This is a genomic window from Pseudarthrobacter cellobiosi (assembly GCF_023913755.1).
In the GTDB taxonomy this organism is placed as follows: domain Bacteria; phylum Actinomycetota; class Actinomycetes; order Actinomycetales; family Micrococcaceae; genus Arthrobacter; species Arthrobacter cellobiosi.
Genome location: NZ_JAMXBJ010000033.1, coordinates 1 through 25634 on the forward strand (window position 1 = coordinate 1; position 25634 = coordinate 25634).

Here is a 25634-nt window from a genome sequence, read left to right on the forward strand (position 1 = left end):
CGAGTCCGCTCGCCTATAACAAGACAGATGCGGCCACGGGCAAACCCAACAGAGAACTGTTACAGGAAGCCTTCGCTCGGGCGGCAGCAGGGTCCTAAGCGCACGGTGTGTGAGGACCGTTGGATGACCGCGTCCACCTCTACTTCGGGGACCATTATCAAGGCGCGAAGCAACCCGGAGACATTTGAACAGTTGGCTTATTGCATGAGTCCGCCGTATACGACCCTGGTAAATCAGGGACAATGAACCCATGAAGGAGGGTGACAACGATGACTGAGCGAAAGAAAATCAGCGCGGAGCGCAGGGATGAGATGTTTGCCAAGCTTCGCCGCAACATCCTTATTGCGCGTCTGAAAGTCACTCTGGACAAGGAACTGAACCGTCCAACTACGCCGGCGCAGAAGGCCCTGGCCGAGATGAAGCTCCCGCCGATGAGATCCCATCACAGATAAGTCGCCGGGAACGTGGACGCTTCCCAGCGACCTGGATTAAGGAGGGCTGCGGCCCCGCACCGCAGTACCTCGTCGGTTGACGGTGGCTCGGCGACGGAACCTTGCCTACTGAATGCCTGCATGCTCACGGATACCAGTAAGCCCCCAAGGTTCTGCGACAACCGTTTCTTTGGCGTCCGGATGGCCGGGCATATAGATCACGCCAGGCGAACCGGAAGCGCTTCTGAAATTCACCCGGCGACCGGCACCATTACCGGCCCTCAACGCTTCGGCATGTTGCGCACCGTTATCAGCTCGGACATCGCCGTGGTAAATCGCAACGTTGCCGACAAAGACGGTTTCGCCCAAAAACTCCACTGCCCACTCTTCACTGCTGATGACCATGGCGCCGCCTTCCAATAGGACTCTCTCGATGGTTTCTCCACCGGTCCCGCGAAGAGTGACGTTGAATCCATCTGTATTGGGAAGGGCTACGTACCCACCTTCCAATATGCGCCTGATGGTCCGTGCCCACACCCGGTCCAATGCCGGAGGAAGGTACTCGGGGAAAGCGAACGTCACGCCCGTCTTCACTTCGATGACCGCGAGGTCTTCAACGAGTTCCGAGATTTCCGGGTTCCCGACCGGCGAACCCGAACGTTCCGGGAGGACGAGTTCACTGACCTGACCATCAACTGCAACAAGGAAGCTTGCGGCCAGATGGAGAGTGGACACGAACCCCAATGCCTTGCGGACGTCCAACGCGCTGTGGCCCTCCGGTGCGAAATCAGCGCGAACGGTGCCTTCACCGGCGACCTTGGGGAGTCGCCAACCTAATGACAATCCGCCTGGCGTTGAAAATTCCAGAGTCCCCCCTAGGTTGCCGGCTACGAAGCTGCCCCTCCGTGCCGAAACGGCAGCCAACCGTTTGCCGTCTCCGTTGAAGCTGGTGACATTTATTCGGATGTCCCGGGAATTACCCTCCGCAGGGATGATGTGAAGCTCACCAGAACCAACCTCACCCGCGAACCATTCAGGTCCCTCTTTAGTGAAGGAGCTGACAACGTGGCTGGGCAAAATAAGACGTTTCGTCACCCCATAATCAAGGCTGTCTTCAAACTCTCGCCGCAGCTCGTCGTCGTCTGGGCCAAATTCGGTCTCCAGGCTAAGTGACAAGGGTTCCCGTTGCATGGCGTCGTCGCGCTTTGCATACAGCTGCGAAGAGGTGACGCCATCACGGCTACTGAAGTTAAAGCCCCAGTAAGGGCTGATGGCGTCGCTTCGATCGGCCAGGTTCTGAATTTCCGCTATCAGATCCCCTGGCTTGGATAGAGTGGCCTTTTCACGGCCGACGATGCTGAGCAAGTCTCGGGCAGCGTCACGCAAGGCCCAGTCATGGACTTTCGGGTAAAGAGCAAGCAAATTGTTCAGCTCAGCGGCGCCAATCAACCGAACCTGCACTTTCTGGCTCTTCTTCAGCGCGTAGATGGATTGCCGCTCCGGGATCGTCAGGTTGGCTGGAACAACCAACGTCCACACCGCTGGTTTGTGGACCATTGCAGACTTAAAGGAGTCCTTGATCTGCTCCCTGCGCCTAACACGGGGACCCGAAAAGCCGTCCGGAAACCACTTCAGTTGGAGGATTTCGGTCAGCTGCCCCGTTTTCGCCACCTTGACGTCAATGTCGATCCCACCGTCCCCGCCGCGACCGTCTATCGCCTGCGCCACCAGCCCGCCTCCGGTTCGATCGCGCACAATCAAGGCTTCCACCGTCTCGTTGAAATCGTTCTCGCTGATGTTTCTCCAGTTGATTCGCGAAGCCGATTCCATTTGGTCCCCTCGTTGAACGTGATTTCCCAATTATGCCCATCGCCAGGGCCCAAACGCCGGAACCTCGTAATGGGGACCTGGGCTCAAGGCACGCCCTCCCCCGCGTAGAATCGCCCGAAGATCAAAGAACTGGGGGACGGATGATCTTTGCCAGGAAGCACACGTGTGAGATGTGTGGGTTGAAGACAGCGGAACATAACAGGGATGTCCGGTTCCGCCTCCCGGACCCGGTCTTGGAAAGCCCGGAGCAGCTCCGCGCCGAAGACAGCTGGTTGAGCGACCCGGACCCCAACAAGGCGACGCTCATGCAAATCCCCAACATCAGCCCGTTCGTCCGGGCCCTGCTTCCAGTCAAGCTCGAAGGCGGTCACGAATTCCGCTTCGGGGTCTGGATCGCCATCCATCCCGACGACTTACAGCTGGCCTGCCGGGTCTGGAACGCCCCCGAGTACGGCGACCTGAAACTCACGGGCTACCTGGCCAACAGGATCGAGCCCTGGGGCCTGTTCGCTGTTCCGGTGAACCTCGCAGTGCTGGACACGAACCACACGCCCTACTGTGTGAGCAGCCCCAACGATGACCTGAACGACGTGCTCACCAAAGAGTGGTCACACGACATTCTCGCGGCACTTCCCTCTGGTCGAAATGGTCATCGCTGACAGGCCTCTCTCCCGTACGATGAACAGCGTCTGATCACTCTGGTCTTTGGGGGAACTTTGAGCAATCCGGAATACCCGCAGCAGGAACAGCCACGCGTCGTCGATACTTCATTCGACTACAAGACCGACACCCCTTCGAGGACCAAACCCGACGCCGACAGTGACAGTCAGATGCTCCGGGCGGACCACGAGCTGCTGTGGACCAAGGAATTGCCCTCCGGGGCACTTTTCGCCCCGCGCATTTCATCAGTTGGACCGAACGAGTACCTCATCTTCACCGACGTCTCCGGGGCGAGGCATTGCTACGGCAGCGACGCCATCACCAGCTCATACACCACCTGGGTGAAGCCGAATATGAAGCCGAAGTCGAAGGCTCTGGTTGACGCTATCGCCGGGCTGAACGAGGACCAGAAGTCCGTCTACCTGGACACTCCGTACACCATCGGCAGTGCGATGATTTGGCCTCTCAGGTCGAAGGACCTACCCACCATAAACACGGCACGAGGGCTACGTATGTCGGTCGCTGACCGCATGGACCTCACCCTTGAATGCATCCGGCGTCACTACACAGGAGAACCGGGGAGCCCCCTCGCCGATGTCACCAGCGCCTATGCGGACTTCTTCGAACTCTTCGGGCGGCGGGAGCATGGGTTCACAGGGTTCGTGGACTTCTTCCACCTGCAAGACCTCGTGACGCCAGACTACAAAGAGATTCGGTTCTACCTGCCCTTTGACAACTTCGAGCGTTCCGGGATACCGGCCACAACTGGGCAGTACGTGACGTACCGGAATGCCACGCTGGAGTTCATCGCGGGACGGAAGCGTCGGATGGCCGAGTGGGTCACGAAAAACCATGCCGAGGTTGAGGTTCGTTGCCCTTGGTGGCGACCCGATAAGCCAGAGGACGGCGTCCACCTGATCTGATAGGCCTGATCTGATAGGCGCTCTGCCCCCGATCCTGAGTGGGTGCTGAAGTACCGGCAAGGCATTCCACGCCCAAAATCGCCGCGGCTGAGGGCGTCGCAGGCCACAGTTCAGTTCGTGATGGGCAATCATCCGATGCGCTCGAACACCATCGTTGCCTGGATGCGGTCACCGCCGCCAATCACTCCCTTGCTCCCGCTGCTCGCGGTGGTGATGGTGTGGAGTCGGTAGCCCTTCGCGGCCTGATCGTTGATGGCCTTCTCAAGGGAGGTCAGGTTGCCCGAACCTGTTCCCCACAGTTTCTCTTTGAGGATTACCTGTATGACGACGTACTGCTGCATGACGCTGCTTCCTCCCGTTGCCGGCCAACTGGCAGCAATGCTACGCGATGACTCGGGACGCACCTCGGGGCCATGAGCGGCGGCGCCTTAAGGGTTTCGCCGCCGGCGGTAATGCCTGTTCCGGCTTCTCAACGTCGGGGTTGCCCCGATGAACCGAATTGGTGCTCGTACGCCTGAACTACGGCCAAGGTGTCCATAAAGCGGCAATGAATCCAAAATGCGGCCGAAGACTGCAGGGCCAGCCACCGGGCGACCGGCACCCCTCGGGCTTCAGGAAGCCACTCCTCGACCAGTTCTTCACGCAATAAGGCGACGGTCCGGGCCCGGATTGATTCGGCCCATGTGACCTGCCTGGGGCTGCCAATGAGCTGAGGCCACGACGATGGCCATTTGTCTTCCAGCCCCTCCGGGGTGTGTTTCAGGGCCCGAAGAAGAGACTCCTGCGCTGCTCTCTGCTCCGCGATGCGCCGTAGCCGGGCTGCCTCTTTCCGTGCCTTCTCTGCGGCTTCACGCACGGCCTCCTCCTCGGCCTCCTCCCGGCGTCGCTCGCGCTCCGCAGCTTGTCGGCGTTCCACGGACACCTTGGCGTGCCGGAGGTGAACCGAGTCCAAACCAAGGGGGGATATCTCCCAGTCTGTCAGCGGTCCCCCGGCTTCCTTTATTTCAACCTCGGTCTCGTTGTCGCTTTCGTAGCTGACGCCAATCCTGCATTCCTTTTTGGCCCAGCCCCACCAGATCCTCAGGCTCCAGCCACGGTCGGCAAGTTCTGCCTTGTAGGCCTCGATGTCCCTGGACGCGTACAGCCACTGCACTGTGTTGGCTCTTTGGCGGTAGACCTCCGTCCGCTCCAGGGCGCTGCGGGCCGAGAGCGCCGACCGCTGCACTTCGAGGGCGACCTCAAAAGACGGAGCTGAGACCAGCACATCGGTGCGTCCGTTTTCGATGGAAACCTCAAGGCGGCAGGAGAATCCCGGCATGGTTTCGATCCACGTCCTCAATGCTTCCTGCATGGCAAGGTGGGTGTAGCGGTCAGCCAGGGATTTGGACGAGATGAGGGAGCATCTGCTTCCTACCTGGTGCCTGAAATGGGGAACGTTTACATCACCGATGGCAAAGGTCAGTTCCCCGCCACATCCACCAAGCGCCCCCGAACAATAGAAGGAATTCCCGCCCTTCAGCCGCCGGGCTTCCTTTGGGTCTGCCGGGGCCTGGACCGGAACGCGCGAGTCAGGAGAACCAAGAACCGCGTAGATATCACGGCGTTCCGGAGACGATTCGCTGCACATGCGCGAAATATAGCCGATACCTCTGACATCACCGGGTACGAGGTGCCCAGCTAAGTAAAGCTGTGCCGTGAGCGCCGGACTGCGCGCCTGACCATCTCAATGGTGCAGCCTCTGTTCCAGACTGCTTGCCCTGGCGTTCCCGTGAGGGGAAGAGGCCCCGACCAGCGGAAACACGACAAAGCGAGGCCCGGGACGGAACCGGACGACAGTTAGTATCCATCCATGGTCAAACAGATGAGGGACCCGGCCTTCAAAGCAGAGCAGTTCGCCGGTGTGCACCTTCCACACGTCACCGCTGTGAACCAGCTGGTCGAGTCCCTCCGGGAGCCTGAGCCTTCGGCCGGCCGGGGGTGGGTGCCGTACGTCGCGCCTCTCCATGGCGGCTCGGAGGCCCGGATCCTGAGCATTTTGCGTGATCCCGGGCCGATGACCCACGAGACTAAGGGCTCCGGAACGCTGTGCGTGGAAAACGACGACGATTCCGCTGCGCTCCAATGCCAACTGCTCTCCTCGGTGGCCCTGACGCCTGCTGACCTGACCCCATGGAACGCCTACCCGTGGTACCGCCACGATCAGTCCAGCGGTCTGAGGAGCCCGCAGATCACTGAAGGACTGGACCCGCTGACCCGGTTGATAGAGCTGATGCCAAACCTGAAAGTGGTGCTTCTCCAGGGTGGAGAGGCGCAAACCCTGTGGAAACGGTTCGCCCGCAAACTACCCAGCGTGGCTGCCCGGTACGTGGCGGTGGAGACCTATCACCCCGGAAGGACAGCGCTCCGTGACCCGGACCCGGCAGTGCGAGAAGCCCGGGCCAACCGCCGCTTCGAAGCATTCCGCGAGGTCCGCCAGGTCCTGGACCGCGGGCAGGACGGCAGCTAGGTCGGGTACATGTCGCAGCCGTTTGTCCATGCCCTCCGTAGAGCCATCTGACTTTTGGATGCGGCAGAGCCAGGCCGTTAGCTACGCTTTTCGACCGGCCGGTACCTGTCACCGAAGGCAGCCATGGAGTTCTGAAGCAGCGTCATGCTGTGCAGCATGTCCACGGGCCTGGAACGGGATTCTGCCGGCAGCGGGCTGACCATCCAGGCGGCGAACACGTTATGAGGAATCTTCAGGCTCATCGCCAAATCAAACAGCCGCAGCACCGGTCCCTGGAAGTGCCCGTCCTTGAGCTGGAAGCCGGGGCAGAATGTTTCCTCACCGATGAAGGCCCGGACTGCCCGGCGCATGGCCTCGCGGTCGCCGAGGGACTGGAAGTGTGTTTCCAGGTCCGCCGCGGTTGGCAGGGTGAATTCTTCGCGGATGCTGTCCCAGATGTGCTCCGGGACAGCCGACCAGAACCGCTCAGCCTTCACATTCGACGCAGTAGGCATGCCCGTCCTTCTCGCGCGCCTTCTGTGAACGGTGGCGGACCAGGAAGCAGGAATAGCAGGTGAACTCGTCGTCGGCCTGCGGGATGACCTGGACGCGAGCTCTTCGGCGATGAACTCGCCACCAGGGGTCAGGCCGTCCAGGGCGTCAGCCTCGTCGAGCTCCTGGACCACGGATTGCGCGTCCGGAGCCTTGGCGGACTTTAGTGAAGACTCTTCCCCGTTTCAGGCCACCGGTTTGATGTTCTGGTTGATATGGAACAGGTTGCCGGGATCGTACTTCGCCTTGATCTGGGCCAACCGGGCGTAGTTGCCTGCGTAGTTGTCCTCGATGCGAGGCTGGTCGTCAGCATCAAGGAAATTGACATAGCCCGCTCCGGCCCCATAAGGATGCAGGGCCTGGTAGTAGTCTCTGACCCACTTCGTGTTGGCGTCGTTGTCCGCCGGTGACTCCCACATTCCGGCGATGGCTACCGAGAAGTTGGCGTCCCGATAAGGAAAGGCTGTCTCATCCTGTCCTACGCGTTGGGCCGCGCCATTAATGGGATAGAAATGATTGGCCGTTTGGGGACTGGGCACGCCGGCTCCGAATTTCTGGGCAACGCCGATCACATCGTCGCTTAGCTCTGGAAGGAACTCCGCCTTCCAATATGCTTGGAGGCCTTTAGGGAGAAGGGGGTCGAACAGAGTGTTGAGCATCGGGTAAGGGAGGGGCCCGACAAATGACCCAGCAACTGGGGCGACATCCAGGAATTGCTGCCACTGCCGCTCGCCTTCATCGTGGGGACCGGTCCAGCCACCCACCACAACCACCACGGGTTTGCCGTGGTGCTCCTCCGGCAGGAAGGGGACCGGCGGGCCCTGGTGGAATCCGAGGAAGATTCCCATGTCTTCCGGAGCCGTGGCAATGTAGTCCCGGTACAGCTGGGCAACAGCCTCAGCGTGCTCGAGCAGATAGATGACCACACCGCCGTACACCACGTCGACGGGATGTAGGTCGAATTCCAGGGAAGTGACGACGCCGAAGTTTCCTGTGCCGCCACGTAACGCCCAGAAGAGATCGTCATTCTCGGTTGCGCTGGCTGTGAGGAACTTCCCCTCTGCGGTAACCACATCCGCGGATTTGAGGTTGTCGCAGGACAGGCCATACTTACGGGCGAGGTAGNGCCGATGCCGCCGCCGAGCGTCAGGCCAGCAACACCCGTGGATCCGATAATGCCGCCGGTTGTTGCGAGCCCGAAGGCGTTTGTTGCGTGGTTGAAGTCGGCCCAGGTGGTGCCTGCTTCAGCCCGGGCCGTTGCGGCAGTAGGATCTACCCGGACGCCCCTGCGGTCGGCGAAGTCGAGCACGAGGCCCCCGTCGCAGGTCCCGAATCCGGGCGCACTGTGCCCACCACCTCTAAGCGCCAGGTCCAGGCCCTCGTCGCGGGCAAAGTTGACTCCCGCGATGACGTCCGCAACTTGCGAAACACGCAATATGGCTGCGGGATGTTTGTCAATCATGCCGTTATAGACGGTCCGTGAGGCGTCGTAGAGGGGGTGGTCGGAAGTGATGACCTGGCCGCGTACTTTGTCCTGCAGGGCCTGAAATCCGTTGTTGTCCATGGTGACTCCCATTCCCCCTGAGCATGCCTTCACGATCAGGGACTCGGCACAGCCACCCTCCCGGCCGTGCGGGACATTCATGATGCAGCCACTGCGGGCCGGAGGAGAGCCCGGGAGCAGACCGACAGGCCTGCTCCAGCGGCGGAGACCGGATGCACCTATGCTGCGTGAGTCTTGGCACGCAGCTATCGGCGTGATTCGCGAACATGCGCCTGCCGCGAGCCCGGTAGGCGAAGCTGGCGAGCACACCCCTCGGATCGACGACTAACCGTAACGTACGCCTGCCCGTTTCCGACGTCAAGAAGCGGCAAGAAAGGCGTTGCCCTCTAGGCCGTCGTCACCTGGCTACGGCATAAGGAGACACGCGGTAGCCGAGCTGCGCCTGCCGACCTGAGGCGGTCGCCGATTTCAACAGATGGACCTTGAAATACTGCCTCGTAGAGGGCCGGCTGTTTCGAATGCCAGCGCTATTGTCTTTGCCGTCGGCAAAAGAGCTTAATGGAGCTCGAGCGACGCTCCGTCGCTCCGTCGCTCCGGACAGTAAGGAGAAAACCATGACCCTGACAAGGAAATCACTCGCAGTTTCCGTTATCGTTTTTGCTGGAACTTTAGGGTTTGCGCCGGCTGCGTCTGCAACAATCCACCCGATCGTGGAATCCTTCGATTGCGCCAACGCCAACGCCTTTGCGAATCATCCACTGGGAGATGTCGCAGAACCGCCCGGTGTCACACCAAGCTACGGCAGCCACTCGACCAAGAGTGACCTTGCATCGCTGGCGGCCACGACGAAGGACTTCACGGTCTCGAGCCCGGCATGGTCTGACTTCAAGCTCAACGGTGTTTGCGGGCAGGTTGGCCGCTAGGCAAACAGGATGCGCAGGATGCGCGGCCCCTGTCTGGGAGGGGCGCGCGTATCACTTCATCGACAGACACTGCCGCGCTCAGGACGAGCGCGCTTTTCGTGGAAAGAGTTGCTGAGCGTCCAACTATGCGACGGTCGCCAGCAAAGTAGCAGCCATCGTCTCCCACTCGTCAAGCAGGTCACAAAGAGCATTTCCGCTTCGCCGCTCGGCCCAAAGCCGCTACCGTTGCCACAGACGTAGGGGATGGACCATGGAATCGATAATAGTGGAAGGCGGCAAAGGCACCGTCGAACTCCAAGCTGATGGAGTCATTCACGTCACCTGGAAGCCCAATGTCAGTATCGGGGCTCAAGACGCACGCGCCGCAATGGCCGCAGTCAACGAAATAGCCGACGGTTCGGCATATCCGATGCTGATGGAAATGGCGACAGTAGAGGCCGTGAGCCGCCAGGCCCGCGCCTTCTTCTCCATCCCGTCTGCGGCCTCCCGGATCGCCTTTCTTGGATCCGGCCCTGTGGATCGCGTTCTCGCAAACTTCTTCTTCGACATGGGCGTCCCCCCTTGCCCCACCCGCTATTTCAGTTCCCGGACCGAATCCATAAGCTGGTTGCTCAGAGAATAGGCTGCCCGCCGCTGAACATCGCTTTGGGAGCATCCGGGAAATGTCCGGGGAGTGCTAAATCCAGGAAAATCCCTCTGCACCAAACTGTGCTCGAAGTCCAGTTCCTCGGCATTCAGCTGCTGCGGCCCGGACCGCGGGGACACCGTCACACGTCCATGACCAAAAGAACCGACGGACGGCGCCGACCCACATGATCTGATCCCCTTGAGCCGAAGGACTGGAAACGGACGGCGTGAATCCCGTGCGCTAGTTATGCAGGACAGCGTCAGGGGGACGCGGTGCGATGACCGGGTCTGCATGGCGATGCACCAGTGCCCACGTGTCGCCTTCGGGGCGATAAACGCTCGTTACGCGCAGATCAAACGGCGATATTTCGTCTCCTCCTCCAAGCTTGGCCTGCCAATGTTCTATGTCGAGGAAAACGGCGAGTTCGGAAGTGACGTGCCGGGTGAGGCCATCAACAGCAGTGATGCTTCCGTCTTTGAACCGGGCAGCGGCTGAATTGAGGGCCTTTAATACTCGCTCCCATCCCACAACCGGTGGACCCCAGGGATTGGCAAGGGACACATCCTCGCCGTGGGAGAAAATGGCCTTGGCGGGTTCCGGGTCTCCTTTAGCAAAATCATTCATCGTTTGATGAAACTGGCCGACGACTTCGTCAAGCTGCATTGTTTCCACCTTCTGACCGCTTGTGGCGTTTGGAGTATGCGCATACTACGGCACGGCACCCAGCCCGTCACCAGCTTCCTAAATTCATCTCCAAACAGCGGCACTCATTTTAGCTGTCTGCCTTGAGGTACTGGTAAAAGGGTTTCGCGGCTGATGCCGAATTCGCGGGCGAGGCCGGTCTTCTGTTCACCGGCGCCGGCCCGTTTCCTCAGCTCGCCTGCCTTCTCGGGAGAGAGTGCTTTCCGGCGTCCGCGGTAGGCTCCGCGCGCCTTGGCCAGCGTGATGCCTTCGCGCTGCCGTTCACCGATCAGTGCCCGTTCAAATTCGGCGAAGGCGCCCATGACGGAGAGCATCAGGTTCGCCAAGAGTGATACCCGTGGCTTTGACGATCACAGTCAATCAGGCGCCTTCCCAGCCTGTCAGGAGGTCACCTTCGCCGCGTGCCAAATGAGTGGCGTCTTCAAAGCAGCATAGGTAGTCAATCGCCAGCACTTGATGCGTGTCATTGTTCTGTCCCTTTTAACCAGTGGAACATGATTAGCCATTCAACGCTCCCGCCTAAACTCCGGTGCGCGCGCGACGTTTTGAATCTCTGTGTGACGCACCCCTTTTCACTGGGGGATCCATAAAATGTGAGCCCGGGCAGCTGGCAGCGGCCGAACAGGCCGTCCCATCAGCTCGTGGCGCCCGCGGCGTACTTGGCTGGATCGGCCTTAAAACTGGTCGCGCAGGTCTGCGAGCAGAAGTAGTAAGTCCGGCCCTCGTACTCGGCGCTGGCCGCGGCGGTAGCGGGGTCCACGGTCATTCCGCAGACGGGATCGGTCACCTTCTCTGATGTGCGGGACATGTATTCCTCCTTCTCTTATCGGTTCCAATCCTTCCAGCACTGGAACGGCGGCTTTTGTTGTCACGAGCATGGGACCAGTTGGAGGTGTTACTGCCCCCGAAAGACCATCAGGCCCGCCGGAGCCCATCCTTCCCAATCATGCTCCACCATCGAACATGCCCGTCTCTCCTTCCCAATGCCAAAAGATTCCACGTTACGCGGGCCAGTCTTTTCCGTCGTTGTCATCCGCCTTGTCTCCCGGCTGCGGGTGCCTTGAAGGCATTCAGGCGGCTGGAGTTGACCACCACGCTGATGCTGGAGAGCGCCATGGCGGCGCCGGCGACCATCGGGGACAGCAGCGCTCCCGTCCAGGGATAGAGCAGGCCTGCCGCGAGGGGGATGGCTGCGGTGTTGTAGCCGAAGGCCAGCACGAGGTTCTGCCGGATGTTGCGCATGGTGGCCCGTGACAGCGCGACGGTCTTGGTTAGTCCGGACAGCTCCCCTGACATGAGTGTGACGTCGGCGGCCTCGATGGCCACGTCGGTTCCGGTGCCAATGGCGATGCCGACGTCGGCCTGCGCGAGGGCAGGGGCATCGTTGATGCCGTCGCCCACCATGGCCACCAGTTTCCCCTCGTCCTGGAGCGAACGGATCTCGGACGCTTTGTCCCTGGGCAGGACATCCGCCAACACCCGGTCGATGCCGGTCTGCCGGGCGATGGCTTCGGCCGTTGCCTTGTTGTCTCCGGTGATCATGACCACCTCGAGCCCTCGCCGGCGCAAGTCAGCGACGGCGTCCGCGGAGTCTGGCTTAAGCGTGTCCGCCACGGCGAGGACTCCCGCGGGCCGGCTGTCGATGGCAACATACACAGCGGTCTTCCCGTCGCGTGCCAACCGCTCGGCATCTGCCTGGAGTTCTGATGTGGAGATCCCGGCGTCGGACAGAAGGCTGACGTTTCCGATCAGCACCTCATGGTTTTCCACGGTGGCGCGGATGCCCTTGCCGGTGATCGAGTCGAAGGCGGTTGCCGACGGGAGTTCCGTCCCCTGTTCGCGCGCCCCGTTGATGATGGCCGCGGCGAGGGGATGTTCGCTGTCCGCCTCGGCCGCTCCGGCGAGGCGCAGCAGTTCAGTGCTGTCGTAGCCATCGGCAGGGGCAATGTCAGTGAGGGCCGGTTTCCCTCGGGTGAGTGTTCCTGTTTTGTCCAGCACAACGGTGTGGAGCTTGTGCACTGTCTCCAGGGCCGCGGCGCTCTTGACGAGGACCCCGAGTGAGGCGCCCTTGCCGCTGGCTACCATGATCGACAGCGGAGTCGCCAGCCCGAGCGCGCAGGGGCAGGCAATAATCAGCACGCTGACCCCGGCAACGACGGCCAGGGACAGTGAATCGCCCGCCGTGAACCAGAGAACAAACGTTGCGATCGCGATGAACACCACGGCGGGCACGAAGTATCCCGAAACGGCGTCGGCCAACCGCTGGATCGGCGCTTTGGAGCTCTGGGCTTCCTGGACGAGCTTGATGATTTGTGCAAGTGCGGTGTCGGCGCCGACGCGGGTGGCGCGCATGGTGAACGCGCCGGTGCCGTTGACGGTCGCACCGATGACAGTGTCCCCGGCCTGCTTGGTCACGGGAATGCTCTCGCCGGTGACCATCGACTCATCCACGGCCGAGCGGCCCTCGATGATTTCGCCATCGACAGGGATCTTTTCACCCGGCCGGACCCGGATCTCGTCCCCGAGCTGGACGTCTTCGACGGCCGTCTCGAATTCCTGTCCGTCCCTGAGCACTTTCGCGGTTGCGGGGGTGAGCGCGACGAGTGCACGGATGGCGTTTCCGGTGCCGGCGCGGGCTCTTGCTTCCACGAGACGGCCCAGAAGGATCACGGTGATGATGAAGGACACCACCTCGTAGTAGACCTCCCGCACGTCCGGCGGGAGAAGCTGCGGGGCAAACGTCACGACCAGGCTGTATCCGAACGCCGCCGTGGTGCCCAGCGTGATGAGGCTGTTCATTTCCGCGGAGCGGTTGGCCAGCGCCCGCCAGCCGATCCGGTGGATGGGCCAGCCGACAACGAACATGACCGGCAGTGTCAGCAGCAGCTGGGTCAACGGGCTTTGCAGGATATCCGGCACATACTGGTCTCCGAGGAAGTACTTTCCCATGACCGCGTACAGCACCGGCAGCGTAAGCATGGTCCCCAGACCGACCCGCCACCGCAGGTCCCGCAACTCCGCCTCGCGTGCCCCGGCCTCCGCATCCTGCTTACCTGAGGATCCGGGCTCGATGCGCAGCCGGGCAGGGAAGCCGGTGGCTTGGGACACGGCTTGTTCAAGGGTCTTCACATCGGATTGTGTCGGGTCGTACATCACCACGGCACGCTCCGCACCGAAGTTGACGTTGGCGCTGTCCACACCCGGTATGTGGAGGAGTGCCGCCTCGGCATGTCCGCTGTCCCTGGGCAGGCTGCTGAGGGCTCCGGGAAGCAGGAATTCCGCCCGTTCGGGTGCTAGCTGCCGCTCCACCATGGGTCCAACGCCGACAGCACGTGCGGTCTCCCGGTCGCGCGGCACGGATGGCTTCGAGGCGGGCGCCGCAGCGCCGCCGTGGGCCGTTTCAGAGCCGACAGGCCCACCGGCCGTATCGTCGTGCGCTGTGCCGCCCCCGGCACCGGCAGCAGTTGCGCCGTCTGCCGGGTCAACAATCAGCCGACCGTGGAGCATATTCATTCCGCAGGCCCACGCGTACTCCCCGGGCTCCTCAATAAGGAGGTCAACAGACGTTGTGTCAAAGGCCGCAAGCGACGCGCTTTTGCGCAGATCCGGGAAAACGACCCTGCTGGTGCACTCGCTGTTGTCCTGCCGGTTGAAGCGGAGCCGGACCGGCTTTCCCGCGCTGACGCGGACAAGGTCAGGGGAATAACCCCCCCGGACTTCGATATCCACTTGCTGCACCCCGCCCCTTAGCTCCGCCGAAACGGCATTTCGGGGAGCGAAGAAATACCACGCCAGAAGCCCGATGAGCGCAGCCCCGCCAAAAATCACTACCAGGTCGATAAGGTCCATTCCGCTCTTCCCCTGCTTTCGTGGTTCTGCTCCATCCTCAAATACCCATTCTGCTCATTCCGACCCGAGGAATCGCCTATGCCTGACGAGGGCTAAGAGTCATCCCGCCGTCGCTGGACATGAATAGTCCCTTGGCCGTCGCGGCTCAGAGGTGCCGGTTCCCTTCGGAACCTTCCATGGGCGGACTTCCCCGGGTCCGACCCCGGAGAAGTACATGCGGCTCTGTAGTCGGAGGAGTAGTGGACAGGTCCACGCCGGTCACCTTCTTGGCGTCCGTGAAGGCTGCGTATCGAATCACCGGGGCCGAGCCGCCCCAGGGCCCGGGTGCTGCTGCCGTCTGTCGAGCGTTTAGGGCCGGGTTCATACGTCGTCTCCCTGCTCTTGCAAATACCGCTCCCCCTTGCCTGCTCAGTCCCTGCACAATACTATGCTACTTAGTAGATAACTACTCATAGACGAAAGATGGAGGCGCTCATGCGCTCACGTACTTGGATGGTCACACTCGCAACGGCTGGACTTCTTGCCGCCGGCGCCGCAGCGCCCGCCTATGCCGCCGAAGGCACGGCCCCGGCCGCAAGCTCGGCTCCGGCGGCGGAACGGGCCGCGGCAAGTGGTCGGGACGGCGCGCCTGACATGGGTCGGATGCACGAGCAGATGATGAAGGGCATGCGGGACATGGCCAGCATGGAAGAGATGATGCAGCGCATACCGGGCCTGGCTAAAATGTGCGAAAAGATGATGACTGATAGCGCGTCCGAGGGGACATCGCAGATCTAGCACCTTCTGGTGATTCCATATTAATAAAGGTGGAGCATTCGATGAATCCGTCGATCATCTTCGGGTTTGCCGCCGCCTGGTCGGCCTCTGCTTTCGCGCCCCGCACTGGATTCCCGCCTCGCTCCGGACGGTCAACCCGATAGAGGCGGGAATCCAGTACGGACCGCTAATTTTCGACCGCATGGAGGTCCTTGGGCTGCTGATATTCGACTCGCTCTTGCCGTCCATTGAGTTGAGATCAGGATCGCGGCCGGGGGCCCTGTTTCCCGATGCTCTGACGTGTAGCCCGCACCTGCGAGAGAGCCATAGCAGCCTATGCAGGAACCTGCGTTTCCTCTGCCTCTGTGCATGGAGTCTACGAGTTCGCCGTCTTCCAGAAAGAAGACTCCGCCCGTGCAGGTTGGGCACTCGAATCTCGCCCCGTCGCCGCGCATCGTTGCTCCGTGCAGTGCAGAGGACTTTGGACTTCCAGTGCAGTCGCCTTCGAAAAATGACATTTGTATAAGCGACTCTCCGCTGCAGGACGGCTGGCCGAAGCCATATGACAGCCGGCGGTCAATTCTCGATTCAAGGCCTTCTCGGAATGCTTCGTTATCGAGAGCCGTGCTGGTAAGAACCCCAGATCCTGGGAACGGCGTAATGCTTAGCCAGTCGGCCGCACCCCACTCCGAACAGGTACCTACGGGTGCTGGTTCGGCAGCACCCCGACAAGGAGGGGAGGAGGGCCGCTGAACCGTTCTGGACTCATAACCCCATTCTTGCCCGCGTGGGGCGGCTTGAACAGGCACCGCCTTAGCCGGGGCGGGTGGGGCCGGACCTGGCCGCCGTCCCTTCACGCGATGGGTGACGCCGAAACCACCACGTTCTTCCCCCAAAGGTCTTCGGTGTAGCAGCTGATGAGGACCACCCGGCTGGGCACCATGTCCCAGATGGGGCTGTCTTTGAGGCCCTCCTTGAGATAGGTGGTGACACTGTCCACGCGGTAACGGATACTGCCGGTTGAGGTGACGACATCGAAGACGTCGCCCACCGCGGCGGCGGAGCTGAGGTGGTTGAACGGGGCATCCCGGCCTTCCCAGCTGTGCCCGATGACGTACGTGGTGTTGTCCGAGCCGCTGCCGGGAGTTCCGAACGGTGTCAGCCAATACCCGTCCATGGTGGGGGGCGGCACGAGTGTCCGGCTGGCCACCGCCGAGGCGTCCGGTTCGAGCGGGTGGACCGGGACATCAATGTCGGCCGCCGGATAAAGGATGCGCAGCGGCGCGGAGGCTTCCGGCAAAGAGGGAACCGGAGCGGCAGCTGCGGCAGGTCCGGGAGCGGCTGCTTCGGGTGCGGCCGCCTGCGCGCGGCCCGTGGCAGCGAGCGGCCCTTGAACGGACGACGGCGTGGCCGGGGACTGTGCCGAGAGTTCCCCTGCCGGGACGCCGGCTTCCCCGTGGTTGAGGAGGGGTCCGCCAAAAGTCAGGGACAGGAAGCCCAGTACCCCACACAGCAGTATGGCAAGATCGCCCCGGTTCAATGCCCTGCCGCGCAGGACGTGCAGGATGCCCTCGCGGATACCAGGCCTGCCGGCACGTTTGGCCATGATGTACTCCTTGTGGATACAGAAGGTTGATGATGGGCGAGGGCGTCCCGCCGGGTTTCGGCGGGACGCCCTCGGTTGCGGTCCGTTAACATGCCGCGTCAGCCCGCCGTCGGACTTTTCACGCGGGATCCGCGCCGCACGGCGACCACCGCGGCCGCACCCAGCAGCACGCCCAGACCGGCCATCCAAGTGGTATTCCCCTCTGCTCCACCCACGGTGGTTTGCGCGTTGAAGCCCTGGTTGATGCCCCTGCTGACGGCGGCCGCGGGCGCCTGGGCAGCTGCGCCTGTCGGGGCGGCTGCCTGAGGTGCCAGCACCTGCGCGGCGGGCACCTGGACCGCCGGAGTGAGTGTGGCCGGCGTTTCAGTTACCACTACGGGCTGCTCCACCTGGGTGGGTGGGTCCACGGTGACCGGCGGATCGGCCACCACGGGAGGATCCACGACGACAGGCGGGTCAACCACGACCACGGGTGGCTCAACCACGACAGGCGGGACGACCAACACGGGTGGTTCGACGACGACCGGCGGATCAATAACCGGCGACAGCGTCACAGGGACGCAGGAATTGGCAAAGTCCGCCATCCCCTGAGCGTCCCAGTTATATCCGCCCAACCCCGCTACCCCTACAGTGGCTAAAGCTCCTTTCATGGTTTCTCCCCAGCCTGTTTAGGAATGGACCACGTTGACAGGGAGAAGAGTCGGCTCTGAGTGCCCCAGCAGCATGGTCAGTTTGTATGTGCCTAAAGGCTAGGGGCGGCGTCCGGGTGCGGTCGTGAGTAGCGAGTACTCGTCTTTTTGCACCTCTGACCTGCGGTGTTACCTGTTCGTACTCGGAAACGGGTGAGTACTAGCGGTACGCTGGCCGCCCTTGAACGTGGCCAGGCCTGCGCCTAACGTTGGAGCACCAGAAAGGGCGGGATGGGCTTTTGTCGCGCATCGTACATGTGCTGGATCCTGTCGATGAGCTCGGCGGTCATCGTCGCTCTGCGGCCGCCGTTGCGGCCTCTGGTTCGCGCAGCGTTAAGTCCGGCCTGCGCTCCGGGCTGTAGTCCCAGCAGGGGCGTGAACCAGCCGGTACGGACCGTGAATTTTCTATCCCCCGCGGAGGGCGGCAACTCCCTGAGGTGCCGATATTCGGCTCCCGCTTGTCCGCCGACGGGTGGAGATCAGGATCGCGGCCGGGGGCCCTGTTTCCCGATTTCTTCCGGTAGGTTGCCGCGGAGGCGGCTGATGACCAGATCCACCACGATGCCGAGAATGACAGCGAAGACGATCGCGATAACCGCCGCGAGGAGATGGTTGTTCTCGAACCACTGCCCGAAGAACAACCCGATCGAGACCGAATAGCCGGCCCAGAGACTTCCGGAAACCGCGGTGAGTGCCATGAAACGGCCGCGGGGGAAATGCGTGGCGCCGGCCGTGATGTTGACCGCGACCCGGCCCACCGGGATGAAGCGGGCCACGATGATCAGCGAGGCGGCACGTCGGCGGAGCTCCCTGCCGGCCCAGCCGAAGGCGGCCTGCATGCGCTGGGACCGCATCCAGCGCCAGCGGCGCACGCCCGCCTTCCTGCCGATGAGGTAGGCGATGTTGTCACCGGTGAATGCGCCGACGGCGGCCAGGAGGACGAGAAGCCATGCATTGGGCACTCCGGCACTGGCGGAAACAGCAGCCAGCCCTACCACCACGGACTCGCTCGGTATCGGCGGAAAGAAGCCGTCAATGATGCTGCAGGCCAGCACCAGCAGGAGCACCCAGGGCTGCCCAGCGGCTGCCAGGATGAAGTCGTTGATTGCCTGCATGGTTTCCTAACGCTTGGCCTGTAGTTCTCCCCAGGGCTGTCCCGGACGGGCAACCCCGGCAGCCGGTCGATGATGAGTCCGGGCGGGATCCTTCCGGCGCAAGGACGACGGCGTTTCCAGCGCTTCCGCGGCCCGGCCAAACCTTTCCGGGGTGTCCGTCAGGAGGGTCGTGAGCGGTTCCCCGGCGCGGGCGGCAGCACCCGGCTTGGAGTACATGCGCACACCTGCAATGGTCTGAACCGTGTGTTCCTTGCGGGCACGGTGCCCCCTAAAGTCCGGTTAGCCATGGTGGCGTGAGGGCTAAATGCCGGACGTCCCTGTCGTTGTCCTGACGTTCGGCCGGTCCGCCCGGAGTCACCAAGGCTCATCTGTTTTTCGCCGCTCTACTGCCCGGACGTGCCGATGAAGACGGGCAGGAAGCGGAAGAAGATGCTGGCGATGACCGCCACGTACAGAAGTGCGACCAGCATCCATCCAGTGTCCCCGATGAGGCGGGTGGCGCGCGCCGGCAGCCTGATGGCCCCTGAGGTGATGTTTCTGATGGTGACCCAGATGAACAGCGGAATCATCATGGCCCAGACCACCATGCAGTACGGACAGAGGATCCCGATCGCGTACAGCGCCTGGGACCACAGCCAGCCGACGAAGACCATTCCCAGCGTCACGCCCGTCTGCAGCCCGATCCAGTACCAGCGTGCGAAGTTCGCCCCGGAGAGCAGAGCCATTCCGGTGGTGATGATCACGGCAAAGGCCACAATGCCAATGAACATATTGGGGAAACCGAAGAGTGAACTCTGCCAGGTCTTCATCACGTCGCCGCAGGAGACCCACGGGTTGATGTCGCAGCTGGTGATGTGGTTGGGATCCCTGAGCGCCTCGAGTTTCTCAAGGACGAGGATCCCGGAAGCGATCCATCCGATGACACCGGTGATGACCATCAACAGGCCGAGAGGTTTGCTTCGCGTAGTCGCGGGAACATCGGAAACTGCCGGACCGGGAGCACCGGTGCCCTGGGACCCTCCCATGGCCGGTGGAAGTTGTTCCGTTGTTTTAACCATATCTATGCCGTCCTTTGGCTGGTTTGTGCCTGGAATGGTTCTGGCAGGGCTCTTAAGATGCCGCGGGCCGTTTCAAATCCAGGCTGAGATGGAGGGAAGTGCTGCCGGGCATTCTTCGCCGCGGAATCGGCGTGGCCGGACAGGTGAGAACGGCCGCGTCCGTAAAGGTGGGAGAAAATACGGTGTCCATGACAAAGTCCCTTCAGATTCTGCACTCATCATTACACCGGTTTGTGATTGGCGACGCGGCCGGCGCGGTGCCCCGGCAGAGAACACGACAGTATGCGACAACCGGCGCCGGCTGCTGTGGAGACCCGGACAAATCCGCCGCAACAGTCAAGTACTATATCCGATAGTAGCAATGCGGGCCGATGTCGGCCCCACGGATCTGCAGGAGCGCAATGACCGTCGGTGGATTCTTCGCGGAGACAGCGTTTTCCGGTGCGCTCCTGCTCGCGGTGCCGCTGGCGCTCATCGCGGGAATCATTTCCTTTATCTCCCCCTGTGTGCTGCCTCTGGTGCCGGGCTATCTTGGCTATGTTTCGGGCCTGGCCGGTACGGATCAGACCCGCGCAAAGCGCCGGATCGTCATGGGGGTCGGTCTCTTCGTTCTCGGGTTCGCGGCTGTTTTTGTCCTTTACGGCGCAGCCTTCGGGGCGGTCGGCGGGTGGCTGGTCCGGTGGCAGGACCTTCTGATCCGGGCTCTCGGCCTGGTGGTCATCCTGATGGGCTTTGTGCTCATCGGACGTTTCCCTTTCCTGCAGCGGACCATCAAATTGCCGTGGAAGCCGTCATCGGGGATCGCCGGCGCGCCCTTCCTGGGCATTGTCTTCGGCCTGGGCTGGACACCGTGCATCGGCCCCACCCTCAGCGCGGTCCTGGCCCTGAGCACCGCCAGCGGTTCGGCCTGGCGCGGCGCCCTGCTCGCTTTCGCCTACTGCATCGGGCTCGGCATCCCATTCCTCCTCGTCGCGTTGGGCGTCAACTGGGTCAGCGGTGCGGTCTCGTTGATCAGGCGCCACATCCGCACATTCAACATCGCAGGAGGCGCCATCCTGGCGGTCCTGGGCCTGCTCATGGTCTCAGGTGTCTGGACCCAGTGGATCTACCAGCTGCAGAACCTGATCGGCACCTTCGCGACGCCGGTCTGAGCAGACCAGCCGCTCCGGCACGGCGCCAGGCCCGCATGACGCGACCCCGCCCCGGGGCGACTCCGGCCAGGCACCGGTCGTTTCTAACCGCCATGCGGACCTCTTCCGGGCATTCTCAACTACTATGATGAATAGTAGTATCTGGATTCGAACCAACTACAGCACGAGAGAAAGTGTGATCGGGATGATGGGTTACGGGGACGGAATGATGGGCGGCTGGAACGGATACGGAATGATGGGCGGCGGGTCGCCCCTCTGGGGCCTCCTGATGCTGATATTTGTGGTGGCTGCCATCGCGGCGGTGACCCTGTTCGCGGTCTGGCTCATCAGGCGGGGCCCCTCCGCGCCGGGCGGGGCAGTACGCGGGGGGCAGGAAGCCGGTGAGATCCTGCGCCGGCGCTTCGCATCGGGCGATATTGATGACGAGGAGTTCAGGCGCCGCCTCGCGGCCCTGGAAGGGCAATAAGACCCATGCCGCGCAGATCCCGGAACCCGCCGCCGGACACGGCTCCCTCGACGTCACAGCCCAGATCATCTACTATGGTTCATAGTAGATACTTGGTGTGATTGCCCTCCTGTCTGTGCAGGTTCCGGCCGGGCACACTGAGTATCTTGACCGATTCAACAGACATGAGGAGTGCAACGATGGAACAGATCTTCTACGGCCTGGCGGTTCTGGCCTGCCCGGTGGGCATGGGCGTGATGATGTGGCTGATGATGCGGTCGAACAAAAAACCGACCAGCGACGCCCCTCCGGCGGAGGCCTCCGCAGCAGAGCTGGCGCAGCTGCGCGCCGACCTTGACAGGTTGCGCGCCGGACGGGGCCTCGCCCATGACGGCGGCGCCGCCGAAAAGGGACCCCGATGAACGGGACCCTTTTTGCCCTTATTGTGTTGCTGCTCGCCCTCGGGTCAACGTACTTCTTCTGTGTCCGCCCCATGCGCAAAGGCAACTGTGCGATGGGGCAGGATGCCTCCTGTGCCGGCGCCGCGTCCAAGGACCTGGAGTCCGGGGCAGAAGCCGCACGCCTGAAATCCGAGATCGCGGCCCTGCGCACGCAGTCAGCCCGCCCGGGCTCCGAGTAGCCACGAACCGTCCCCGGCTCCCCTGAGCCTGACCCGCCACGGCCGTTACAGCCGAAAAGGACTCCGCATGCCCGTCTGTGAGCCGCGGGGCCGCCATGGCCTAGCGCCTGGGGCCCAACCCTCCTGTGCCGTCCCGCCGGCGGACGGTTCCGACACAACTCGGTGCGGTCCGTTTCCGGACGCAGCGCAACGGCCGTGATGCCCGCCCGCCCGTCAGACCAGCCCAGGATCCGGCGGGCCGCAAAGAGGGTCCTCCCTCCGGCCTCTGCCCTGCTGATCCTGATCGTCCTGGCAGTCTCTGCCCTGTGCGCTCCCAGTGGTCTGCCATCCCGCCCGGTGCTGTCCGCGGCGGCCGGCCTTCCGGCATCCTCCAATGTGCAGACCGCAGCGTCAGTGCCGGCTCCCTCGGAGGAGCCCTGCGCCACCTCGGGCCACGACCGGGCGGCCGCTGCCCCCGCATCATGCACCGGCGACACCGCCGTCCAGGCAGGCACCCGGGACCAGAACCAACCCGGCCAGCCCTCTGACGCACCACCCATCTCTTTGCAACGGCCCGTTCTGAACGTACTGCCGGGAATACCGGAATTCATCCGGACACGCCCCGCAGTCACCCCGTCCCTGGCCCTGCTGTCCATCAGCCGGACGTAAAAGACCCCCTTTAGTTCGGCGTCGACCGCCCCGGACTCCGCTGCCAGCCGACTATCCGTCCGCTGGTTCAGCCGCACCCGTTCCGGCCCGCGAGCACCGGCCATCAGTCTCGGCTACCCCATTTACGACGTTGCCCGATCGGCAACCCCCTCCGCCATTCCCGGGAGCCTTCACGGCAATATCACCGGGCCATCCCTGAAGGGCATGTTCACCATGACCAAGAAACGGCGCAAGCCGGCAGCAAAAAGACCCTCCATCCCCGTCCGGGACGTCCGTCACGAGATCGGATATCCCGGCTGGAACGGGATCCTTGGCGCCCTGGAATCCCGGCAGGCTACGGTACACAATGGCCGCCCCCGGGCGGATGTACAACCGGGCGACCGGGCACCAGTGCCGTTCGTCAAAACCGTGCCGGCCCCGGCCCGGTCCGCACCTGTCCGTGCCGCGGCGCTTCCGCCTGTCATGGCGCAGACGGTTCCACCCGCCCCGGGGCCCCCGGCGGATGCGGGTCACCGCCACGGGTTCTTCGACGATCTGGAGCCGCAGGGGCTGGCGGCCACGTACTGGATCGACACCGACGAGTGGGAGGGGCCCGGCGAACTGTCGGTGAGGTTTACCGGAACCAAAGCAGACCGGAAAACCGGTCAGGCGGCCGAACGGTTCGAGCACTATGAAGACGTTGACTCGGTCACGCCCGGCATCGGACGGATCGCCGTCACATCGCGGGTGTCCGGCATTACCGGCGGTGCCTGGGATGTCAAGGCGACGCCCGTTGCGCGGGCGGCCCGGGATGCTCAGCGCACCGCCGCAGCCCTTCCGGGACAGAGACCGGAGCGCACCACCGTGCACACCCGATTCGACGCCCTCGCCCAAGGACCCGGTGTCCACCTCTCCTCTTGGCCATTGCTGGTGGCCCTGGGCGCCGTCCTGGCCGTTGTCCTCCAGGCCATGTTCCTGACAGCGCAGGGCATCGATCCGGCGGGCCCGGTGTGGCTGACTGTCCTGGCGAACGCGGTGGGAGGGGTCGGCGCCCGTCTCTGGTCGCTTGCCCTGAACCGCCAGCCACTGAGCAGCTTCCTCAAGACCGGTGCGTGCATCCAGGGCTTCCTGGCCGGCGCACTGGCCACGATCATCATCGGGGCCCTGGTCTTTGGCTGGCCGGTGGGCAGGATCCTGGACGCAACGGCGGCCGGACTCTTCTTCGGCATGGCGGTCGGCCGGCCGGGCTGCTTCTTCACCGGGTGCTGTTACGGGCGCCCCACGGCTTCACGGTGGGGCCTGTGGTCTTCGGACCGGCGCACAGCGCGCCGCAGGCATCCCGTCCAGCTCTACGAGGCCTTCCTGTCCCTGCTGATCGGGCTGGGGACGCTGCCGTTCATGCTGGCGGCCCCGCCGCGTATTCCGGGCCTGGTCTTCGTCGGATCCGTCATGGTCTACACCCTGGGCCGGCAGTTGCTCTTCCCGCTGCGGGTGGACCCCCGCACCCGGAAGGGACGGATCCTGACCATCGTGGTGTGCACGGTCATCCTGGGCGCCGACATTGTGCTGGCTGTCATGTCCTGATCATCGGGAACCGGAGCCCGGGCACCCCTGCGCGGGGAGCCCGGGTTCGGCGTCCGGGCGGAGTCTGATCAACCAGGATGGGCACGTTATGCGGTCGTCGAGATGCCATCCACGGGGCATGGCGGCATGGTCCCTGCCGCGGCTGCGGGAACGATCGCGAAGAACATCGGCAGGGCCAGCAGGGCACCGGTTGCCAGCGTTGCCACAACGGTACGGCCTGTGCCCAGGGGCCGGGCCGGGGCGACGAGGCGCCGGACCCGGATCAGCGCCGACTCGCCGCCGGCGCCGAGGGCCGCTGCAGGGGTCACGCCGTGCTCGGCCAGGCGCACCAGGGCTGTGGCGACCGTCAGGCGGTCACTGCACCGGGCGGCGTCGTCGTCGGCGAGCATTTCCACGAGCCGCCCGAGGGCAGTGCGGGCTTCTCTGAAGGCCGGGATCCCGGGGAAGGCGTGCAGCAGAGCGTCGGCCGCTGCGAGTATGAGGTGGTGGCGTCCGTGCAGGTGTGCGCGTTCGTGGGCGAGGACGGCGTCGAGCTGGTTGCGGTCCAGGGCCGTCAGGGCGGCGCTGGTCAGAACGATCTGGCTGTGCCGGCCGGGGAGGCAGTAGGCGGCCGCGGCGGCGTGTTCGATGACCAGCGCGTCCAGGTCGTGGTGCGGGCTGGCGATCATGGCCAGCGCCTGCAGCTGCCGCGCTCTGTTGCGGGCTGCGTTTGTCAGGCCCTTGGCCATGCTGTATCCGACCCTGGCGAGCACGGCGAGAGCCGCGACGGCACCGGTGGTACTGACGACGGCGCCGCCCGGGGTGGAATACTGCTCGAGGAGGGCCATCGCGCAGGCCCGGACCAGTTGGGCCAGGTCCGTGGTCCAGGGAACCGCCGGAACAGCCAGGGCCAGGCCGGCGAGCACGACAGTGGACACCAGCGAGACGCTCAGGGCCTGCCACGCGGCAATGCCGATCCGCGGGGACCGCTCCAGCCAGGTACTGCGTCGCAGCAGCATCGGCGCCGGCACGGCAAGCACCAGGGCAAGAACGATCAGCACGACCGGGGCCGTCATTGGCCTGCCCCGGTCCCGTCCCGCAGGTGCCCGCCCAGTGCTTCGCGCAGTCGCGCCACTTCGTCAGGGGGAATCTGTTCAAGGAAGTGGAGCAGGGTCACTTCCCGGTCGGGGCTGCCGGCCAGGACCTCGCCCATGAAGGCCGCCGTGTGCTGTTCCCGGGTCTGCGCGGGACGGTAGACGAAGGCCCGCCCGGCCTTTTGCCGTGTCAGCACACCTTTGCGGCGCAGGTTGTCCATGACGGTCATGACTGTCGTGTAGGCCAGGACCCGGTCGCGCTGCAGGTCTTCCAGGACCTCGCGCACGGCAACAGGGTGGTCCCAGGACCACATCCGGTCCATGACCAACTTTTCCAGTTCGCCAAGCTGACGTACCACCAGACGCGCCTTCCTGTGTTTGCCCCCTTCCGGGTGCACGGATT

At 63.3% G+C, this 25634-nt stretch carries 27 protein-coding genes and 4 pseudogenes; 13 read left to right on the plus strand and 18 right to left on the minus strand.

The features are described 5' to 3' along the window. The first annotated feature begins 269 nt into the window (after positions 1 to 269). A complete protein-coding gene (locus tag NG696_RS04240; protein ID WP_252574185.1) occupies positions 270 to 452 on the plus strand; it encodes a hypothetical protein in 183 nt (60 codons plus the stop codon). 105 nt (positions 453 to 557) lie between these two features. Here NG696_RS04240 and NG696_RS04245 read toward each other — a convergent pair whose 3' ends face one another. Next, complete coding sequence (locus tag NG696_RS04245) at positions 558 to 2261, minus strand: hypothetical protein (RefSeq protein ID WP_252574187.1); 1704 nt, start codon at positions 2259 to 2261, stop codon at positions 558 to 560. Positions 2262 to 2431: 170 nt separating this feature from the next. On the opposite strand from NG696_RS04245, the gene NG696_RS04250 reads away from it, so the two are divergent. Both NG696_RS04250 and NG696_RS04255 read left to right on the plus strand, forming a co-directional pair. Next, on the plus strand, positions 2432 to 2920 hold the full coding sequence (locus tag NG696_RS04250; RefSeq protein WP_256471946.1) for a DUF2199 domain-containing protein: 489 nt from the start codon (positions 2432 to 2434) through the stop codon (positions 2918 to 2920). Positions 2921 to 2977: 57 nt separating this feature from the next. Continuing rightward, positions 2978 to 3844 carry a DUF6994 family protein gene (locus NG696_RS04255; RefSeq protein WP_252574193.1) on the plus strand — a complete coding sequence of 289 codons (867 nt, stop codon included), beginning with the start codon at positions 2978 to 2980 and terminating at the stop codon, positions 3842 to 3844. 128 nt (positions 3845 to 3972) lie between these two features. On the opposite strand, the gene NG696_RS04260 is transcribed toward NG696_RS04255, so the two are convergent. Then, a complete protein-coding gene (locus NG696_RS04260; RefSeq protein ID WP_252574196.1) occupies positions 3973 to 4185 on the minus strand; it encodes a DUF4177 domain-containing protein in 213 nt (70 codons plus the stop codon). Between the two features lie 128 nt (positions 4186 to 4313). After that, a complete protein-coding gene (locus tag NG696_RS04265) occupies positions 4314 to 5471 on the minus strand; it encodes a competence protein CoiA family protein (protein WP_252574199.1) in 1158 nt (385 codons plus the stop codon). A 222-nt stretch (positions 5472 to 5693) separates the two neighbouring features. On the opposite strand from NG696_RS04265, the gene NG696_RS04270 reads away from it, so the two are divergent. After that, positions 5694 to 6350 (plus strand): uracil-DNA glycosylase, encoded by a 657-nt coding sequence (locus NG696_RS04270; RefSeq protein ID WP_252574202.1) that lies wholly within the window; start codon positions 5694 to 5696, stop codon positions 6348 to 6350. 77 nt (positions 6351 to 6427) lie between these two features. On the opposite strand, the gene NG696_RS04275 is transcribed toward NG696_RS04270, so the two are convergent. The 4 genes and pseudogenes from NG696_RS04275 to NG696_RS20930 all read right to left on the minus strand — a co-directional run. After that, positions 6428 to 6844: a hypothetical protein gene (locus NG696_RS04275; protein ID WP_252574206.1), complete on the minus strand. Its 417-nt coding sequence runs from the start codon at positions 6842 to 6844 to the stop codon at positions 6428 to 6430. Further along, positions 6816 to 7051 (minus strand): annotated as a pseudogene (locus NG696_RS04280) (DUF4193 family protein); the annotation flags it as partial. The pseudogene NG696_RS04280 and the gene NG696_RS04275, both read right to left, overlap by 29 nt. Positions 7052 to 7066: 15 nt before the next feature. Further along, positions 7067 to 7954: an FAD-binding oxidoreductase gene (locus NG696_RS20925; protein ID WP_252574209.1), complete on the minus strand. Its 888-nt coding sequence runs from the start codon at positions 7952 to 7954 to the stop codon at positions 7067 to 7069. 98 nt (positions 7955 to 8052) lie between these two features. Continuing rightward, positions 8053 to 8526: pseudogene (locus NG696_RS20930) on the minus strand (FAD-binding oxidoreductase); the annotation flags it as partial. A 473-nt stretch (positions 8527 to 8999) separates the two neighbouring features. Here NG696_RS20930 and NG696_RS04295 point away from each other — a divergent pair. Then, a complete protein-coding gene (locus NG696_RS04295) occupies positions 9000 to 9308 on the plus strand; it encodes a hypothetical protein (RefSeq protein ID WP_252574211.1) in 309 nt (102 codons plus the stop codon). Positions 9309 to 9558: 250 nt separating this feature from the next. Further along, positions 9559 to 9930 carry a DUF7793 family protein gene (locus tag NG696_RS04300; RefSeq protein ID WP_252574214.1) on the plus strand — a complete coding sequence of 124 codons (372 nt, stop codon included), beginning with the start codon at positions 9559 to 9561 and terminating at the stop codon, positions 9928 to 9930. A gap of 246 nt (positions 9931 to 10176) precedes the next feature. On the opposite strand, the gene NG696_RS04305 is transcribed toward NG696_RS04300, so the two are convergent. The 4 genes and pseudogenes from NG696_RS04305 to NG696_RS04320 all read right to left on the minus strand — a co-directional run bounded on the left by NG696_RS04305 (position 10177) and on the right by NG696_RS04320 (position 14487). Beyond that, on the minus strand, positions 10177 to 10599 hold the full coding sequence (locus tag NG696_RS04305; protein ID WP_252574216.1) for a YybH family protein: 423 nt from the start codon (positions 10597 to 10599) through the stop codon (positions 10177 to 10179). Between the two features lie 109 nt (positions 10600 to 10708). Further along, positions 10709 to 10970: pseudogene (locus NG696_RS04310) on the minus strand (helix-turn-helix domain-containing protein); the annotation flags it as partial. Positions 10971 to 11272: 302 nt separating this feature from the next. Beyond that, entirely contained in the window at positions 11273 to 11446 is a 174-nt protein-coding gene (locus tag NG696_RS04315; RefSeq protein WP_252574218.1) for a YHS domain-containing protein, read from the minus strand. A 221-nt stretch (positions 11447 to 11667) separates the two neighbouring features. Continuing rightward, entirely contained in the window at positions 11668 to 14487 is a 2820-nt protein-coding gene (locus NG696_RS04320) for a heavy metal translocating P-type ATPase (RefSeq protein ID WP_252574223.1), read from the minus strand. A 474-nt stretch (positions 14488 to 14961) separates the two neighbouring features. Between NG696_RS04320 and NG696_RS04325 the strand changes: the two genes are divergently transcribed. Further along, positions 14962 to 15264, plus strand: coding sequence for a hypothetical protein (locus NG696_RS04325; protein ID WP_252574226.1), 303 nt, complete (start codon positions 14962 to 14964; stop codon positions 15262 to 15264). 832 nt (positions 15265 to 16096) lie between these two features. Here NG696_RS04325 and NG696_RS04330 read toward each other — a convergent pair. The 5 genes and pseudogenes from NG696_RS04330 to NG696_RS04350 all read right to left on the minus strand — a co-directional run bounded on the left by NG696_RS04330 (position 16097) and on the right by NG696_RS04350 (position 19711). Then, entirely contained in the window at positions 16097 to 16849 is a 753-nt protein-coding gene (locus NG696_RS04330) for a class F sortase (RefSeq protein ID WP_252574228.1), read from the minus strand. A 98-nt stretch (positions 16850 to 16947) separates the two neighbouring features. After that, the gene (locus NG696_RS04335; RefSeq protein WP_252574230.1) at positions 16948 to 17433 is read right to left on the minus strand and encodes a hypothetical protein; all 486 of its coding nucleotides are present in this window, start codon (positions 17431 to 17433) and stop codon (positions 16948 to 16950) included. 584 nt (positions 17434 to 18017) lie between these two features. After that, a complete protein-coding gene (locus NG696_RS04340; RefSeq protein WP_252574232.1) occupies positions 18018 to 18653 on the minus strand; it encodes a DedA family protein in 636 nt (211 codons plus the stop codon). A 79-nt stretch (positions 18654 to 18732) separates the two neighbouring features. Next, positions 18733 to 18914, minus strand: a pseudogene (locus NG696_RS04345) (thymidine phosphorylase); the annotation flags it as partial. Positions 18915 to 19036: 122 nt separating this feature from the next. Then, positions 19037 to 19711, minus strand: a complete 675-nt coding sequence (locus NG696_RS04350; RefSeq protein WP_374211170.1) for a vitamin K epoxide reductase family protein — start codon at positions 19709 to 19711, stop codon at positions 19037 to 19039. Between the two features lie 401 nt (positions 19712 to 20112). Between NG696_RS04350 and NG696_RS04355 the strand changes: the two genes are divergently transcribed. The 6 genes from NG696_RS04355 (at position 20113) to NG696_RS04380 (ending at position 24158) form a co-directional block, all read left to right on the plus strand. Next, positions 20113 to 20862 (plus strand): cytochrome c biogenesis CcdA family protein, encoded by a 750-nt coding sequence (locus NG696_RS04355; protein WP_252574234.1) that lies wholly within the window; start codon positions 20113 to 20115, stop codon positions 20860 to 20862. 184 nt (positions 20863 to 21046) lie between these two features. Next, complete coding sequence (locus NG696_RS04360) at positions 21047 to 21328, plus strand: SHOCT domain-containing protein (RefSeq protein WP_252574236.1); 282 nt, start codon at positions 21047 to 21049, stop codon at positions 21326 to 21328. Between the two features lie 146 nt (positions 21329 to 21474). Then, a complete protein-coding gene (locus NG696_RS04365) occupies positions 21475 to 21729 on the plus strand; it encodes a hypothetical protein (protein ID WP_252574238.1) in 255 nt (84 codons plus the stop codon). Next, the gene (locus NG696_RS04370; protein WP_252574240.1) at positions 21726 to 21947 is read left to right on the plus strand and encodes a hypothetical protein; all 222 of its coding nucleotides are present in this window, start codon (positions 21726 to 21728) and stop codon (positions 21945 to 21947) included. The genes NG696_RS04365 and NG696_RS04370 overlap by 4 nt, the downstream gene beginning before the upstream one ends. A 195-nt stretch (positions 21948 to 22142) precedes the next feature. Further along, positions 22143 to 22595 (plus strand): hypothetical protein, encoded by a 453-nt coding sequence (locus NG696_RS04375; RefSeq protein ID WP_252574242.1) that lies wholly within the window; start codon positions 22143 to 22145, stop codon positions 22593 to 22595. Positions 22596 to 22808: 213 nt separating this feature from the next. Continuing rightward, complete coding sequence (locus NG696_RS04380) at positions 22809 to 24158, plus strand: prolipoprotein diacylglyceryl transferase (protein ID WP_252574245.1); 1350 nt, start codon at positions 22809 to 22811, stop codon at positions 24156 to 24158. 86 nt (positions 24159 to 24244) lie between these two features. Here NG696_RS04380 and NG696_RS04385 read toward each other — a convergent pair whose 3' ends face one another. Both NG696_RS04385 and NG696_RS04390 read right to left on the minus strand, forming a co-directional pair. Then, positions 24245 to 25213 carry a M56 family metallopeptidase gene (locus NG696_RS04385; RefSeq protein WP_252574247.1) on the minus strand — a complete coding sequence of 323 codons (969 nt, stop codon included), beginning with the start codon at positions 25211 to 25213 and terminating at the stop codon, positions 24245 to 24247. Beyond that, positions 25210 to 25590, minus strand: coding sequence for a BlaI/MecI/CopY family transcriptional regulator (locus NG696_RS04390; protein WP_252574250.1), 381 nt, complete (start codon positions 25588 to 25590; stop codon positions 25210 to 25212). Before NG696_RS04390 ends, NG696_RS04385 begins: the two co-directional genes overlap by 4 nt. Between the last annotated feature and the right edge of the window lie 44 nt (positions 25591 to 25634).

Coding starts and splice junctions, on each gene's coding strand:
- NG696_RS04270 (WP_252574202.1), top strand. CDS start 5,694: ATGGTCAAACAGATGAGGGACCCGGCCTTCAAAGCAGAGCAGTTCGCC.
- NG696_RS04335 (WP_252574230.1), bottom strand. CDS start 17,433: ATGGCGGACTTTGCCAATTCCTGCGTCCCTGTGACGCTGTCGCCGGTT.
- NG696_RS04355 (WP_252574234.1), top strand. CDS start 20,113: ATGACCGTCGGTGGATTCTTCGCGGAGACAGCGTTTTCCGGTGCGCTC.
- NG696_RS04360 (WP_252574236.1), top strand. CDS start 21,047: ATGATGGGTTACGGGGACGGAATGATGGGCGGCTGGAACGGATACGGA.
- NG696_RS04380 (WP_252574245.1), top strand. CDS start 22,809: ATGACCAAGAAACGGCGCAAGCCGGCAGCAAAAAGACCCTCCATCCCC.
- NG696_RS04240 (WP_252574185.1), top strand. CDS start 270: ATGACTGAGCGAAAGAAAATCAGCGCGGAGCGCAGGGATGAGATGTTT.
- NG696_RS04260 (WP_252574196.1), bottom strand. CDS start 4,185: ATGCAGCAGTACGTCGTCATACAGGTAATCCTCAAAGAGAAACTGTGG.
- NG696_RS04325 (WP_252574226.1), top strand. CDS start 14,962: ATGCGCTCACGTACTTGGATGGTCACACTCGCAACGGCTGGACTTCTT.
- NG696_RS04275 (WP_252574206.1), bottom strand. CDS start 6,844: ATGCCTACTGCGTCGAATGTGAAGGCTGAGCGGTTCTGGTCGGCTGTC.
- NG696_RS04300 (WP_252574214.1), top strand. CDS start 9,559: ATGGAATCGATAATAGTGGAAGGCGGCAAAGGCACCGTCGAACTCCAA.
- NG696_RS04305 (WP_252574216.1), bottom strand. CDS start 10,599: ATGCAGCTTGACGAAGTCGTCGGCCAGTTTCATCAAACGATGAATGAT.
- NG696_RS04315 (WP_252574218.1), bottom strand. CDS start 11,446: ATGTCCCGCACATCAGAGAAGGTGACCGATCCCGTCTGCGGAATGACC.
- NG696_RS04340 (WP_252574232.1), bottom strand. CDS start 18,653: ATGCAGGCAATCAACGACTTCATCCTGGCAGCCGCTGGGCAGCCCTGG.
- NG696_RS04245 (WP_252574187.1), bottom strand. CDS start 2,261: ATGGAATCGGCTTCGCGAATCAACTGGAGAAACATCAGCGAGAACGAT.
- NG696_RS04330 (WP_252574228.1), bottom strand. CDS start 16,849: ATGGCCAAACGTGCCGGCAGGCCTGGTATCCGCGAGGGCATCCTGCAC.
- NG696_RS04350 (WP_374211170.1), bottom strand. CDS start 19,711: ATGGTTAAAACAACGGAACAACTTCCACCGGCCATGGGAGGGTCCCAG.
- NG696_RS04320 (WP_252574223.1), bottom strand. CDS start 14,487: ATGGACCTTATCGACCTGGTAGTGATTTTTGGCGGGGCTGCGCTCATC.
- NG696_RS04250 (WP_256471946.1), top strand. CDS start 2,432: ATGTGTGGGTTGAAGACAGCGGAACATAACAGGGATGTCCGGTTCCGC.
- NG696_RS04370 (WP_252574240.1), top strand. CDS start 21,726: ATGAACGGGACCCTTTTTGCCCTTATTGTGTTGCTGCTCGCCCTCGGG.
- NG696_RS04295 (WP_252574211.1), top strand. CDS start 9,000: ATGACCCTGACAAGGAAATCACTCGCAGTTTCCGTTATCGTTTTTGCT.
- NG696_RS04385 (WP_252574247.1), bottom strand. CDS start 25,213: ATGACGGCCCCGGTCGTGCTGATCGTTCTTGCCCTGGTGCTTGCCGTG.
- NG696_RS04265 (WP_252574199.1), bottom strand. CDS start 5,471: ATGTGCAGCGAATCGTCTCCGGAACGCCGTGATATCTACGCGGTTCTT.